Origin of the sequence: Pseudarthrobacter phenanthrenivorans Sphe3, assembly GCF_000189535.1 — a bacterium.
Classification (GTDB): domain Bacteria; phylum Actinomycetota; class Actinomycetes; order Actinomycetales; family Micrococcaceae; genus Arthrobacter; species Arthrobacter phenanthrenivorans.
This window is the reverse complement of the sequence record NC_015145.1, coordinates 4,128,448-4,140,475: the sequence shown is the minus strand read 5'-3', so window position 1 is coordinate 4,140,475 and position 12,028 is coordinate 4,128,448. Positions and strand designations below refer to the sequence as shown.

At 68.6% G+C, this 12,028-nt stretch carries 14 protein-coding genes; 13 read left to right on the top strand and 1 reads right to left on the bottom strand.

What is annotated here, in order from left to right; genetic code table 11:
- The first annotated feature begins 3 nt into the window (after positions 1-3).
- The 13 genes from pcaG (at position 4) to ASPHE3_RS19145 (ending at position 11,079) form a co-directional block, all read left to right on the top strand.
- Entirely contained in the window at positions 4-567 is a 564-nt protein-coding gene (gene pcaG / locus ASPHE3_RS19205) for a protocatechuate 3,4-dioxygenase subunit alpha (protein ID WP_013602853.1), read from the top strand.
- On the top strand, positions 564-2,006 hold the full coding sequence (locus tag ASPHE3_RS19200) for a lyase family protein (protein WP_013602852.1): 1,443 nt from the start codon (positions 564-566) through the stop codon (positions 2,004-2,006). The genes pcaG and ASPHE3_RS19200 overlap by 4 nt, the downstream gene beginning before the upstream one ends.
- Positions 1,999-2,817: an alpha/beta fold hydrolase gene (locus ASPHE3_RS19195; RefSeq protein WP_013602851.1), complete on the top strand. Its 819-nt coding sequence runs from the start codon at positions 1,999-2,001 to the stop codon at positions 2,815-2,817. Before ASPHE3_RS19200 ends, ASPHE3_RS19195 begins: the two co-directional genes overlap by 8 nt.
- Positions 2,814-3,260 carry a 4-carboxymuconolactone decarboxylase gene (pcaC, locus tag ASPHE3_RS19190; protein WP_013602850.1) on the top strand — a complete coding sequence of 149 codons (447 nt, stop codon included), beginning with the start codon at positions 2,814-2,816 and terminating at the stop codon, positions 3,258-3,260. The genes ASPHE3_RS19195 and pcaC overlap by 4 nt, the downstream gene beginning before the upstream one ends.
- 29 nt (positions 3,261-3,289) lie before the next feature.
- On the top strand, positions 3,290-4,522 hold the full coding sequence (locus ASPHE3_RS19185; protein ID WP_013602849.1) for a thiolase family protein: 1,233 nt from the start codon (positions 3,290-3,292) through the stop codon (positions 4,520-4,522).
- A 4-nt stretch (positions 4,523-4,526) separates the two neighbouring features.
- Positions 4,527-5,228 carry a 3-oxoacid CoA-transferase subunit A gene (locus tag ASPHE3_RS19180; RefSeq protein ID WP_013602848.1) on the top strand — a complete coding sequence of 234 codons (702 nt, stop codon included), beginning with the start codon at positions 4,527-4,529 and terminating at the stop codon, positions 5,226-5,228.
- Positions 5,229-5,230: 2 nt separating this feature from the next.
- The gene (locus tag ASPHE3_RS19175; RefSeq protein ID WP_013602847.1) at positions 5,231-5,905 is read left to right on the top strand and encodes a 3-oxoacid CoA-transferase subunit B; all 675 of its coding nucleotides are present in this window, start codon (positions 5,231-5,233) and stop codon (positions 5,903-5,905) included.
- A 37-nt stretch (positions 5,906-5,942) separates the two neighbouring features.
- Positions 5,943-6,746 (top strand): IclR family transcriptional regulator domain-containing protein, encoded by an 804-nt coding sequence (locus ASPHE3_RS19170; RefSeq protein WP_013602846.1) that lies wholly within the window; start codon positions 5,943-5,945, stop codon positions 6,744-6,746.
- A 54-nt stretch (positions 6,747-6,800) separates the two neighbouring features.
- Positions 6,801-7,127 (top strand): MmcQ/YjbR family DNA-binding protein, encoded by a 327-nt coding sequence (locus ASPHE3_RS19165; RefSeq protein WP_013602845.1) that lies wholly within the window; start codon positions 6,801-6,803, stop codon positions 7,125-7,127.
- 92 nt (positions 7,128-7,219) lie between these two features.
- Positions 7,220-8,389 (top strand): Re/Si-specific NAD(P)(+) transhydrogenase subunit alpha, encoded by a 1,170-nt coding sequence (locus ASPHE3_RS19160; protein WP_013602844.1) that lies wholly within the window; start codon positions 7,220-7,222, stop codon positions 8,387-8,389.
- Entirely contained in the window at positions 8,389-8,709 is a 321-nt protein-coding gene (locus ASPHE3_RS19155) for an NAD(P) transhydrogenase subunit alpha part 2 (protein ID WP_013602843.1), read from the top strand. The genes ASPHE3_RS19160 and ASPHE3_RS19155 overlap by 1 nt, the downstream gene beginning before the upstream one ends.
- Positions 8,706-10,079 carry an NAD(P)(+) transhydrogenase (Re/Si-specific) subunit beta gene (locus ASPHE3_RS19150; RefSeq protein ID WP_013602842.1) on the top strand — a complete coding sequence of 458 codons (1,374 nt, stop codon included), beginning with the start codon at positions 8,706-8,708 and terminating at the stop codon, positions 10,077-10,079. The genes ASPHE3_RS19155 and ASPHE3_RS19150 overlap by 4 nt, the downstream gene beginning before the upstream one ends.
- 79 nt (positions 10,080-10,158) lie before the next feature.
- Complete coding sequence (locus tag ASPHE3_RS19145; protein WP_013602841.1) at positions 10,159-11,079, top strand: diacylglycerol/lipid kinase family protein; 921 nt, start codon at positions 10,159-10,161, stop codon at positions 11,077-11,079.
- Positions 11,080-11,153: 74 nt separating this feature from the next.
- On the opposite strand, the gene ASPHE3_RS19140 is transcribed toward ASPHE3_RS19145, so the two are convergent.
- On the bottom strand, positions 11,154-11,993 hold the full coding sequence (locus ASPHE3_RS19140) for an ACT domain-containing protein (RefSeq protein WP_013602840.1): 840 nt from the start codon (positions 11,991-11,993) through the stop codon (positions 11,154-11,156).
- Between the last annotated feature and the right edge of the window lie 35 nt (positions 11,994-12,028).

Genomic DNA, 12,028 nt, shown 5'->3' with positions numbered 1-12,028 from the left:
CACATGAGCAACCCCACCAAACTCATCCCCACGCCCGGCCAGACCGTCGGCCCGTTTTACGGCTACGCCTTGCCGTTCGAGAAGGACAATGAACTCCTGGCACCCGGCTCGCCGGGATCCATCCGCCTGCAAGGCACCGTCTACGATGGCGCGGGCCACACCATCCCGGACGCCATCCTGGAAATCTGGCAGCCGGACGCCGAGGGCAAGGTGGTCCAGAAGACCGGCTCCCTGGTCCGGGACGGCTACACCTTTACCGGGTGGGGCCGCGGCGCCGTGGGCAACACCGGTGTCTTCACCTTCACCACAGTGAATCCCGGCCCCACCAGGCCGGGGGCGGCACCGTTCATTTCGGTGGCCATTTTCGCGCGCGGCCTCACCAACCGGCTGTTCACCCGGATCTACCTCCCTGAAGACACCGATGCGCTGGCCAACGACCCGCTGCTCAGCTCATTGGACCCTGAGCGGCGCAGGACGCTGATCGCGCGCCGCGACCCCGACGGCGGGCTTACCTGGGATGTCCGCCTCCAGGGCGAGGGCGAGACAGTCTTCCTGGACTTCCAGTGAATGATGCCGGCCTGCTCAGTCCGGTCTCGGCGTCGCCCCTGGTAGCGGCGCTGACAGGGGACCGCGCCGTGCTGGCCGCGATCCTCGCCGTCGAGGCCGGCTGGGCGGCCGTGCTGGAAAACGCCGGACTCGCGCCTGCCGGTGCGGCCGCCGTCGTCGCTTCCGCTGCCGAGGCGGGCCGCTACGATCCCGCGGACATCGCCCGCCGGGCACAGGGCGGCGGCAACCCCGTGATCCCCTTGCTGGCGGACCTTCGGAAGAACGTCCAGGCGCTGGACAGCAACGGTATTGGCGCCGGGAAAGCAGTCCATACGTCGCTGACCAGCCAGGACGTGCTGGACAGTGCGCTGATGCTGGTGGCCCGGAACACCGTTGAGGCGCTGCTGGCCGATCTCAGGGGAACGACGGCGGCGCTCGCAACGTTGGCGGAGCACCATGCGGACACGTTGTGCGTGGGCAGGAGCCTGACCCAGCATTCGCTGCCGTTCACGTTTGGGCTGCGGGCTGCGCAATGGTTCCATGGCCTGGCCGCTGCCGGGCGGCTGCTGGAGGGACTGCAGTTTCCCGCCCAGTTCGGCGGGGCGGCAGGCACGCTCGCCGCCGGAACCGTTCTCACGGCCGGTTCCCACGCCACGCCCTTCAGCCTGGCGGACGCCCTGGCATCCCAACTGGGCCTCGCCCCGGCGGCCGCGCCCTGGCACACCAACAGGTTGGCGGTCACGTCCCTGGGCCACGGGCTGGCCGCGGTGCTGGATGCCTTCGGCAAGATCGCCGCCGACGTCCTGTTCCTGAGCCGGCCGGAGGTGGGCGAACTGGCCGAACCGCGGGCCGCGGGCAGGGGCGTCTCCTCCGCCATGCCGCAGAAGCAGAACCCCGTGCTCTCCGTGCTGGTCCGCAGCGCCGCGCTGCAGGCTCCGGGCCTGGCAGGCCAGCTGCACCTGGCTGCCGCCAATTTCAACGACGAACGCCCGGACGCTGCCTGGCACATTGAATGGCCTGCGCTCCGGCAGCTCCTGGCACTGGCACTCGGCGCGGCCGGCCACGTGCGCGAACTTGCCGAGGGGCTGCAGGTCTTCCCGGATGCCATGCGCCGCAACCTGGACCTCGCCGGTCCGCTGCTCCTGGCCGAAGGCGTGGGCGCCGCTGTGGCCCCGCTGCTTGCCGAGCGGGAGGGACTGAGCGGGAAGCAGCAACTGCAGGCCGTGGTGGACCAGACCCTGCAGGCAGCGCCCGCGGAGCAGGCCGCCACCTACCGCAAGCTGCTTCGTGAGGCTGTCCCCGCGAGGGTGCTGACCGACGTTCGGCTGGAGGAACTCCTCAACCCGGCCAGCTACCTCGGCGAAGCCGCCGGCATCGCCCGCCGGATCCTCGCCGCCTACCCGCAATTTGCCGCCAATTCTTCTGCCGAGACCGATGCGAATGGAGCTTCCCGTGGCTAAACCTGCGCTGAAGGCAGCGCTGCTGTCACCCCAGCGACCCCTTGGAGACCGCCCGCTGGTGGTGGTGGGGCCGTCACTGGGTACCTCCACTATTCTGTGGAACCGCACGGCCTCCGTGCTGGGCAACGACTACGACGTGGTGGCCTGGGACCTGCCCGGCCACGGCGTCTCGCCCGCCGCCACCGAAACGTTCGACGTCGCGGCGCTGGCTGACGCCGTGGTGGACCTTGTGGATTCCATTGCCCCCGGCGCGTCCTTCCACTACGCCGGCGTCTCCCTGGGCGGCGCCACCGGCCTCCAGCTGGGAATCAAGCACGGAGAACGGCTCAAGAGCCTGTCCGTGCAGTGCAGCGGCGCCAAGCTGGGCACTCCGGAGGGATGGCTGGAGCGCGCGGAAACCGTCCGCAGCCAGGGCACACCGGTGATGATCCAGGGCTCGGCTGAGCGCTGGTTCGCGCCGGGCTTCATGGAGCGCGAGCCCGAACTCAGCAGCCGGCTCCTGCACGCCCTGCGCGACGCCGACCGCTTCAGCTACGCGTTCTGCTGCGAGGCCCTTGCGGCCTTTGACGTCCGTGACGAACTGGGCAGCATCCGGGTCCCAACCCAGGTCATAGCCGGGGCGCTGGACGGGGTGGCCCCGCCGTCGTTCGCCGAGGAAGTCGCTGCGGGCATCACCGCCGGCGGCGGCACGGCCACTGCCGTCACGCTGGAGGGCGTGGCCCATCTTGCCCCCGCCGAAGCCCCTGGCCATGTCGCGGAGCTGATGCGCAGCCTCATCTCGTGGGCGGAATCGCAGGAGGAGGCCAAGTGAGCAGCTTTGAACAGGCGGGCGCGGAGCGGCACGGCGTGGTCCAGCCCGGCGCCACCAGCCAGGAAATTTACGACGGCGGGATGGTGGTCCGGCGCGAAGTCCTGGGAGATGCGCACGTGGACCGTGCCAACGCCAACAAGGACGAATTCACGGACGACTTCCAGGACATGATCACCCGGATCGCCTGGGGAGGCATCTGGACCCGGCCCGGCCTGACCCGGCAGATGCGCTCCGCCGTCACCATCACCGCGATGGTGGCGCACGGGCACTGGGAAGAGCTGGCCATGCATATCCGCGCCGCTTTGCGTAACGGCCTGAGCAGGGACGAGATCAAGGAAATCCTGCTCCAGACCGCCATCTACTGCGGAGTTCCGTCCGCCAACACAGCTTTCAAGACAGCCCAAGAGGTGTTCCGCGAGCTGGACACAACCCACACCGACTAAACCCGCCAGACAGAACCAAGAGGAACATGATGAACCAGGCTTTTGTGTACGACGCCGTGCGCACCCCGTTCGGCAAGTTCGGCTCCGGCCTTGCCGCCGTCCGTCCGGATGACCTTGCCGCGCATGTGATCAGGGAGTCCGTGAAGCGCGCCCCGGCACTGGATCCGGAGCGGATCGACGAGGTGGTGTTCGGTAACGCGAACGGCGCCGGTGAAGAGAACCGCAACATCGCGCGGATGGGCACCTTGCTGGCCGGCCTGCCGGTCTCCATTCCGGGCACCACGGTGAACCGGCTCTGCGGGTCCTCCCTGGACGCGGCCATCATTGCTTCGCGCCAGATCAACGCCGGCGACGCCGAGCTGATGCTGGTAGGCGGGGCAGAGTCGATGTCCCGTGCTCCGTGGGTGCTGCCCAAGACGGAGAAGCCGTACCCGGCCGGGGACATGACCCTCGCGTCCACCACGCTGGGCTGGCGGCTGGTGAACAAGGCCATGCCCAAGGAGTGGACCATCTCCCTGGGCGAGGCCACGGAGCGTTTGCGCGAGAAGTACAAGGTCACCCGGCAGGCGCAGGACGAGTTCGCCGCGAACTCCCACAACCTGTCCGCCGCGGCGTGGGATGAGGGCTTCTATGACAACCTGGTGGCCCCGGTGCCGGGCACTGACCTGGTCCGTGACGAGGGCATCCGCCCCGGCTCCACCGCCGAGAAGCTGGCCGCGTTGAAGACCGTGTTCCGCGATGAGCCCGAAGGCGCCGAAGTGGGCGGTCCCAACGGCGGTGGCACGGTCACCGCGGGGAATGCTTCACCGCTGTCCGACGGCGCCTCCGCAGCCTGGGTGGGCAGCGAGGCCGCCGCCGGGCTGCTGGGGTTGGAGCCCGTGGCCCGGATTGCCGGGCGCGGCGCGCACGCCAACGATCCGCAGTACTTCGGCTACGCGCCGGTGGAAGCGGCGAACAAGGCCCTCGAGAAGGCGGGCATCGGGTGGGACCAGGTGGGCGCCGTCGAACTTAACGAAGCGTTCGCCGCGCAGTCCCTGGCGTGCATCAACGCCTGGGGCATCGACCCCTCGATCGTGAACCGGCACGGCGGCGCGATCGCGATGGGCCACCCGCTCGGTGCGTCCGGCACCCGGATCCTGGGCACCCTCGCCCGGTCCCTGCAGGCCTCCGGGGAGCGCTGGGGAGTCGCGGCGATCTGCATCGGCGTCGGCCAGGGCCTGGCCGTGGTGCTCGAAAACGTAACTGCTGGTGTGAAGGGCTAGGAAAATGCTGACTTTTGTTGATTCCGTCCAGGAGGCCGTGTCCGGCATCAGGGACGGCTCCACCGTGATGATCGGCGGGTTCGGCAACGCCGGGCAGCCGTTCGAACTGATCGACGCGCTGCTCGAGTGCGGCGCCACGGACCTGACCGTGGTGAACAACAACGCCGGGCAGGGCGACCAGGGCCTGGCCCTGCTGATCAAGGAAGGCCGGGTGAAGAAGATGATCTGCTCCTTCCCGCGCCAGTCCGATTCCTGGCACTTTGATGCCAAGTACAAGGCGGGCGAGATCGAACTGGAGCTGGTACCGCAGGGCAACCTGGCGGAGCGGATCCGCGCGGCCGGGGCAGGAATCGGGGGGTTCTTCACCCCCACCGGCTACGGCACCATGCTCGCCGAGGGCAAGGAAACCCGCATCATCGACGGCCGCGGCCAGGTCTTCGAAACCCCCATCCACGCCGACGTCGCCCTGATCAAGGCACTCAAAGCAGACGGCAAGGGCAACCTCGTGTACCGCAAGACGGCCCGGAACTTCGGCCCGATTATGGCCGCCGCGGCTAAGCAGACCATCGTCCAGGTCTCGGAGGTTGTCCCCACCGGAGGGCTGGACCCGGAAAACGTGGTGACCCCCGGCATCTACGTCAACACAGTGGTCCGCGTCCCCGCGGGCGCCGGCAGCACCGCCGGCACGAGCGAGAAGGTGGCCTGACAATGAGCACCGCAACAACCCTCCAGACCTCCGCCACCCCGCTGGGCCGGGACGACCTCGCCCGCTTGGTGGCCCGGGACATCGCACCGGGATCCTTTGTGAACCTGGGCATCGGCCAGCCCACCCTTGTCTCCAATTACCTCACCGAGGAGCAGAACATCACGCTGCACACGGAGAACGGGATGCTCGGCATGGGCCCCGAAGCCAAGGGGGACCAGATCGACGATGACCTCATCAACGCCGGCAAAATCCCCGTCACGGAGCTCCCCGGTGCCTCGTACTTCCACCACGCCGACTCGTTTGCGATGATGCGCGGCGGGCACCTGGACATCTGCGTGCTCGGCGCGTTCCAGGTATCTGTCACCGGCGACCTCGCCAACTGGCACACCGGCGCGCCCGGGGCGATCCCCGCCGTCGGAGGCGCCATGGACCTCGCCACCGGCGCTAAGGACGTCTTCGTCATGATGACCCTCTTGACCCGCGAAGGCGCCTCCAAGCTCGTGGAGTCCTGCACGTACCCGCTCACCGGCGTCGGCTGCGTGACCCGCGTTTACACGGACAAGGCGGTCTTCCTCACCGGACCGGACGGCGTGACCGTCCGCGAGACATTCGGCTGCACCCTCGAGGAACTCCAGGAGCTGGTCCCTGTTCCCTTGAAGGCCGCCGCCGGCAGCTGAGCGGTTAGTCCGCCACCCGCGCCTAGGATTGATAACCATGACCGACGCAGCAGTAACGGGCGCCCCGCAGGCCAGCGACCAGTACGTCCAGTCCCTGGCCCGCGGCCTCGCCGTGATCCGCGCCTTCGATACCGAGCACCCGGTCATGACCCTTACGGAGGTAGCCGGGCGCACCGGTCTCACGCGTGCCACCGCCCGCCGGTTCCTGCACACCCTGGTGGAGCTGGGCTATGTCCGGACCGACGGCAAGACCTTCGCGCTGACCGCCAAGGTGCTCCAGCTGGGCTACGCCTATCTCTCCGGTTTGTCGCTGCCCCAACTGGCCCAGCCGCACCTGGAGGAACTGTCCCTGAAGCTGGGCGAATCCACGTCCGCTGCGGTGCTGGACGGAACGGACATTGCCTACATCGCGCGGGTCACCACCCGCCGGATCATGAACGTGGGCATCACGGTGGGGACCCGCTTCCCGGCGTATGCCACGTCCATGGGACGGGTGCTGCTTGCCGGGCTGCCGCCCGCGGACCTGAAGGCGTACCTTGCGGAGGCCGAGATCAGGCCGCTTACTCCGCGCGCCCTGGGGAGCGCCAAGGAGCTGCTGGCCGTGCTGGATACAGTCCGCGCCCAAGGCTGGTGCCTGCTGGACCAGGAGCTGGAGCTCGGGCTCATGTCCGTGGCCGCCCCGGTCTACGACGGATCGAAGGTGGTGGCTGCCGTGAACGTGTCCCTGCAGGCCCAGTCCGTTGCGGCGCAGCCGGACCCCGACGCCTACCTCGCATCGGTGGCCCAGGAGATCGTGGCGACGGCGAAGCTCGTCTCCGCGGACCTGACCGCCCGCGGCTAGCCCTCCGGGTCAGGGAGGGTGCCGGACGTACCCCCTTGAGGCAGACTGTGACCCATGGCCACGGAAGACGACGTCCGCAGCATTGCCCTGGCGCTGCCCGGTGTGACCGAACGGCCCAGCTGGGGCCAGCCGGCCTGGTTCGCCAAAACCCTGATGGCGCGGATCTGGGAACCGGGCGTCCTCACAGTTAAGACGGAGGAGCGCGAGGCCCTGGCCGGGACCGAACCGGACATCTACTTCTGGACCCCGCATCATGAGCGGTCACCCCAGCTCGTGCTCGTGCGGCTGGACAGGATCGACACCGGGCTGCTCAGCGAACTGCTGCAGGAGCCCTACCGTCTCGCGGGCGGCGCAGGCGGCCGGCGGCAGCCCGGGCGGTAACTGTTTACACACAAGCGGCACCCTCCCACTCCCGCGGCAGCGGCGCGGGCCATAGACTCAAGCCAACTACGTGCAGCGAGGGGAGTCGGCGGGTGAAACTGGGTATACCGCGGGAACGCCGGGAGGGTGAACGGCGGGTGGCCGCAACCCCGGAAACGGTGAAGCAGCTGGCCGCGCTCGGCGTCGAAATACTTCTGGAGGAAGATGCCGGCGCCGCGGCAGGGTACCCGGATATTGCCTACAGCCAGGCCGGCGCCCGCCTCGTCCCCGCACTTGACCTGGCCCAACTGGATGTCCTGGCCCACGTCCGGCCATTGGACCCGGACACAGCCCAGGCCCTGAAAAGGGGAGCCGTCACCGTTGGCCTGGCGTCGCCGTCGTCCGAGCTGCCCACCGTCCAGGCGCTCGCAGACGCCGGTGTCACGGCCTTCGCCCTTGAACTGGTGCCCCGCATCTCCCGCGCCCAGTCCATGGACGCCCTCAGCTCCCAGGCGCTGGTGGCCGGCTACCGTTGCGTCCTGGAGGCGGCCATCAGGCTGCCCCGGTTCTTCCCGCTCTATATGACCGCCGCCGGCACCGTCCCGCCCGCGAGGGTCCTGGTGCTTGGCGCGGGCGTAGCAGGCCTGCAGGCCATTGGAACCGCAAAACGGCTGGGCGCCCGCGTTTTCGCTAACGACATCCGCCCCGCGTCGGCCGACGAGGTGGCCTCCATGGGCGGGACCTTCATCCGGCTGGACCTGGAAACCGCGGAAGCAGCCGGTGGTTATGCCCGCCAGCTCAGTTCGGACGCCGGCACCCGGCAGAGGCAGCTGCTCGCCCCGCATGTTGCCCAGGCGGACGTGCTGATTACGACGGCGGCCGTCCCCGGCAGGCGCGCACCCCTCCTGGTCACCACAGAGATGGTCCAGGGCATGCGGGCGGGGTCCGTGGTGGTTGACCTCGCGGCGGAGTCGGGCGGCAATGTTGAGTCAGTGGTTCCGGGCCAGGACATTCCGGTGCCCACGGCGGACGGCACGGGGCATGTCACATTGGTGGGATTGAAGGACGCACCGTCCGCCATGGCGTCCGACGCGTCCCGGCTCTACGCCAAGAACGTTGCCAACCTCCTGGCCCTCATGATCCGGGACGGTGCAGTGGCCGCGGATTTCGGCGACGAAGTGCTGGCGGGCGCGTGCCTGACCCACGGCGGGGAAGTCAGGCACCAGCCGACGGCGGAACTCCTGGCCGAGCGGGCCAGCACCTGGCGGGAAGGGGTGCTCTGATGGATGGAATGAGCCTGCTGACCATCACGGTCCTGGCCGTGTTCGTGGGCTTCGAGGTGGTGTCCAAGGTCTCCAGCACCCTGCACACGCCGCTCATGTCCGGCGCCAATGCCATCCACGGGATCATCCTGGTGGGTGCCATCATCGTGGCCGGCCAGGCAGCGGACCCGCTGGTGCTCGGGGTGGCGCTGCTCGCCGTCGTCCTGGCCACCGCCAACTTGGTGGGCGGCTTTGTGGTGACCGACCGGATGCTGCATATGTTCCATGCCAGGAAAGCGGCCGGGCGCAAAGATGCCGCGGGGGAGGTGGAGGGCAGATGATCCTCCTGGACCCGGTCTGGACCTCGCTCCTTTACCTGATTGCCGCCGTCTTCTTCATCCTGGCGCTGCGCGGCCTCAGTTCCCCGCGGACCGCCCGCCGGGGCAACCTGATCGGCGCCGCCGGAGCCCTGATCGCCGTCGTCACCGTTTTCCTCTCCTCGCGGCTCGACAATATCCCCTGGATCCTCGCGGCCATCGTCGTGGGATCGGCCATTGCCGCCCCCGTGGCCCGGCGGGTCAGGATGACCCAGATGCCGCAGCTGGTGGCACTCTTCAACGGGGTGGGCGGCGGTGCCGCGGCCCTGGTGGCCCTCCTGGAGCTGAGCCACGCGGATGATCCCTGGGTGCGGCTGGCCATCGTGTTCACGTTGCTGGTGGGGGCCGTTTCCTTCGCCGGTTCCGGGGTCACGTTCGCCAAGCTCCAGGAACTGATGACCACCCGGCCGGTGGTGTTCCCCGGACTGCCCGTGGTGATGGGCGCGGTGCTGCTGGCTGCTGTGGCGGCCGCCGGCGTCGTCATTTTCACCGGCTCCCTGCCGCTCGCAGTGCTGCTGCTGGCACTGGGCCTGGCCGCCGGCGTCCTGCTGGTGCTGCCGGTGGGAGGGGCCGACGTTCCCATCGTGATCTCGCTGTTGAACGCCTTCACCGGCCTGGCGGTTGCCGCGTCCGGCGTGGTGCTCGGCAATGTGCTGCTGGTAGTGGCCGGCACGCTGGTGGGTGCCTCCGGTACCATCCTCACCCGCGCCATGGCGGCGGCCATGGGCCGCAGCGTGACGGGCATCCTGTTCGGCGCCTTCAAGGGAAGTTCGACGGCGGGATCCACAGCCGTGAGCGAGCGTCCGGTACGTTCCTCCAGCGCCGAGGACGTGGCCGTGCTCCTGGGCTACGCCCAGCGCGTGATCATTGTGCCCGGCTACGGCCTGGCCGTGGCGCAGGGCCAGCACACGGCGGCCGAACTGGCGCAGGCCCTGGAAGCGCGCGGCATCGAGGTGGATTTCGCCATCCATCCTGTAGCCGGCCGGATGCCCGGACACATGAACGTGCTCCTGGCCGAAGCCAATGTGCCCTACGAGTCCCTCAAGGAAATGGGGGAGATCAATCCGGAGTTCAAGACCGCGGATGTTGCGTTGGTGGTGGGCGCCAATGACGTGGTCAACCCTGCGGCCAAGACGTCCTCCGGATCCCCCATCTATGGGATGCCCATCCTGGAGGTGGCGGAGGCACGGCAGGTGGTGTTCCTGAAGCGGTCCATGCGGCCGGGCTTCGCCGGGATCGAGAACGACCTGCTGTACGAGCCGCAGACGTCGCTGCTGTTCGGCGACGCCAAGGACTCGCTGGCGCAGGTACTCGGGGCGGTCAAGGCACTGTAGCCGTCCCTGCTGCTGGGAGGCTCCCCGGCAGGCTACCCTTCAGTGAGAAGCACCCTTCCAATCGCCACCAGAGGACACCATGACTGCCAACTCACCCACTGCCCCCCAGCGCGCGGCCATCATCATCAATCCGGCCAAGACGGTAGACGTTGATGTGCGGGAGCTCGCAGCCCGGCACGCCGCGGAAAATGGCTGGGGCGAGACCCTGTGGTTTGAAACCACCAAGGAGGATCCCGGCGTCGGGCAGGCGAAGGAAGCCCTTGCCCAGGGCGCCGATATTGTCATTGCCGCCGGCGGGGACGGGACCGTCCGGTGCGTGGCTGAGGTCCTGACCGGCGGCGACACTCCGATGGGCCTGCTCCCGCTCGGGACCGGCAACCTCCTGGCCCGCAACCTCGGCATGGACGTCACCGACTACGACGGCGCCATGGCCGGCGCGCTCGCCGGAACCGAACGGAAGATCGACGTGGTCCGTGCCCGCCGCAGCGACCCGGACATGGAACAGCTGTTCCTGGTGATGGCCGGCGTGGGGTACGACGCCACCATCATGGCCGACACGGACGAGGAACTTAAGCACAAGGTGGGCTGGCTCGCCTATGTGGACGCCGGAATCCGCAACCTGCCCGGCAAGCCCGTTAAGGCCACCGTGGTGATCGACGGGAAGCGGGCTCTGCACCGCGGCGTCCGCAGCGTCATGGTGGGCAACTGCGGCAAGGTCCAGGGCGGCCTGGAAATCTTCCCCGAGGCCAAGATGGACGACGGCCTGCTGGACGTGGCGGTACTGGCACCCCACCACGGAAGGCTGGGCTGGCTCTCTGTACTTGCGGGGATGATCGTCAAGGGCAAGAACAACTCCACCTCGGTGGAGTATTTCCAGGGCAAGACCGTGGAGATCATCCTGGAGCACAACGACGACTACCAGCTGGACGGCGACCATGAGGGCCAGGGCAAGCACGTGCTCATGACCCTGGATCCGTCCGCCCTGACCATCCGGATGTAGGCGTTAACGCCCCCCGCCCCAAGTAAGTAGCGCCAAGTGTCGTTTTGAACACCCAAAACGACACTTGGCGCTACCTAGTTGGGATGGGAACCCGCGCGCCGATGGGACAGGATTTCCGCGAGCTCTGCCAGCCGGTGGGCTCGGGCAGCTTCTGCGGGAGTGAACGGCTCCCCGGGCCGGGTGAAGGTGATGGGGCCGTGCCAGGCGGTGGGAATCTTCAGCCGGGTGCCGCCGTCGTCCCCTGCCATCAAGGGCTCGCCGGGCGGGAGGATGCGGGCGCGCAGCAGCTCCGCCACTGCCAACGGGAGCTCGTCCGGTGCGTCCGCGATCCGGGCCGCGAGGCTGAGAGCCTTTGTTTGCCCGTCCGCCATCGCCAGGGCGGTGGTTGGCCAGACGCGGGAACCGGTGCCGCCGCCGTCGTGCAGGGCCTCCAGGAGCTCGCGCTCGCTGACCCGCCCGGGGGCCGAAAGGACAAACTCGTCAAGCACCCCGCCCGCCACCGGGTGCACATGGATGCTGAGGATGTTGGTGCCCGTGCGCGCCAGGGCCCGCGTGGCTTTCTGCAGTGAACCGGGCTCGTCCGCCAACACGGTTCGGGCACGCCATAATGCCGGGGCCGCGCCCAGCTTCCGCCGATGCCGCAGCGCCGGCGCGTGGAGCCAGCCGCGGAGGATCCGGGCAGCAGAAGGTTCGGCAACCCAGATCACCAGGAAAGTCGCGGCCAGGGCAAGCACCAGCACCTTGGCCACGTACGGCAGGGCGGTTTCCACCACCAGGGCGTGCACCAGCAGCTCGATGGGCAGCATCACAGCCACATTGGCCACGGTCAGGCGGGTCTTGGGAGGTTCCGGCATCAGGCCGCAGACTTCACAGCTCAGTTCAGCCGCGGGCGTGTTGCGTGCGGTGGGCTTCATGCCTCAAGCATCAGGCGGCGCTGTTTCAGCGGTGT

Excerpts from the sequence above, each read along its gene's own strand:
- pcaG (WP_013602853.1), top strand. The coding sequence starts at position 4 with ATGAGCAACCCCACCAAACTCATCCCCACGCCCGGCCAGACCGTCGGC.
- ASPHE3_RS19185 (WP_013602849.1), top strand. The coding sequence starts at position 3,290 with ATGAACCAGGCTTTTGTGTACGACGCCGTGCGCACCCCGTTCGGCAAG.
- ASPHE3_RS19180 (WP_013602848.1), top strand. The coding sequence starts at position 4,527 with ATGCTGACTTTTGTTGATTCCGTCCAGGAGGCCGTGTCCGGCATCAGG.
- ASPHE3_RS19175 (WP_013602847.1), top strand. The coding sequence starts at position 5,231 with ATGAGCACCGCAACAACCCTCCAGACCTCCGCCACCCCGCTGGGCCGG.
- ASPHE3_RS19170 (WP_013602846.1), top strand. The coding sequence starts at position 5,943 with ATGACCGACGCAGCAGTAACGGGCGCCCCGCAGGCCAGCGACCAGTAC.
- ASPHE3_RS19165 (WP_013602845.1), top strand. The coding sequence starts at position 6,801 with ATGGCCACGGAAGACGACGTCCGCAGCATTGCCCTGGCGCTGCCCGGT.
- ASPHE3_RS19155 (WP_013602843.1), top strand. The coding sequence starts at position 8,389 with ATGGATGGAATGAGCCTGCTGACCATCACGGTCCTGGCCGTGTTCGTG.
- ASPHE3_RS19150 (WP_013602842.1), top strand. The coding sequence starts at position 8,706 with ATGATCCTCCTGGACCCGGTCTGGACCTCGCTCCTTTACCTGATTGCC.
- ASPHE3_RS19145 (WP_013602841.1), top strand. The coding sequence starts at position 10,159 with ATGACTGCCAACTCACCCACTGCCCCCCAGCGCGCGGCCATCATCATC.
- ASPHE3_RS19140 (WP_013602840.1), bottom strand. The coding sequence starts at position 11,993 with ATGAAGCCCACCGCACGCAACACGCCCGCGGCTGAACTGAGCTGTGAA.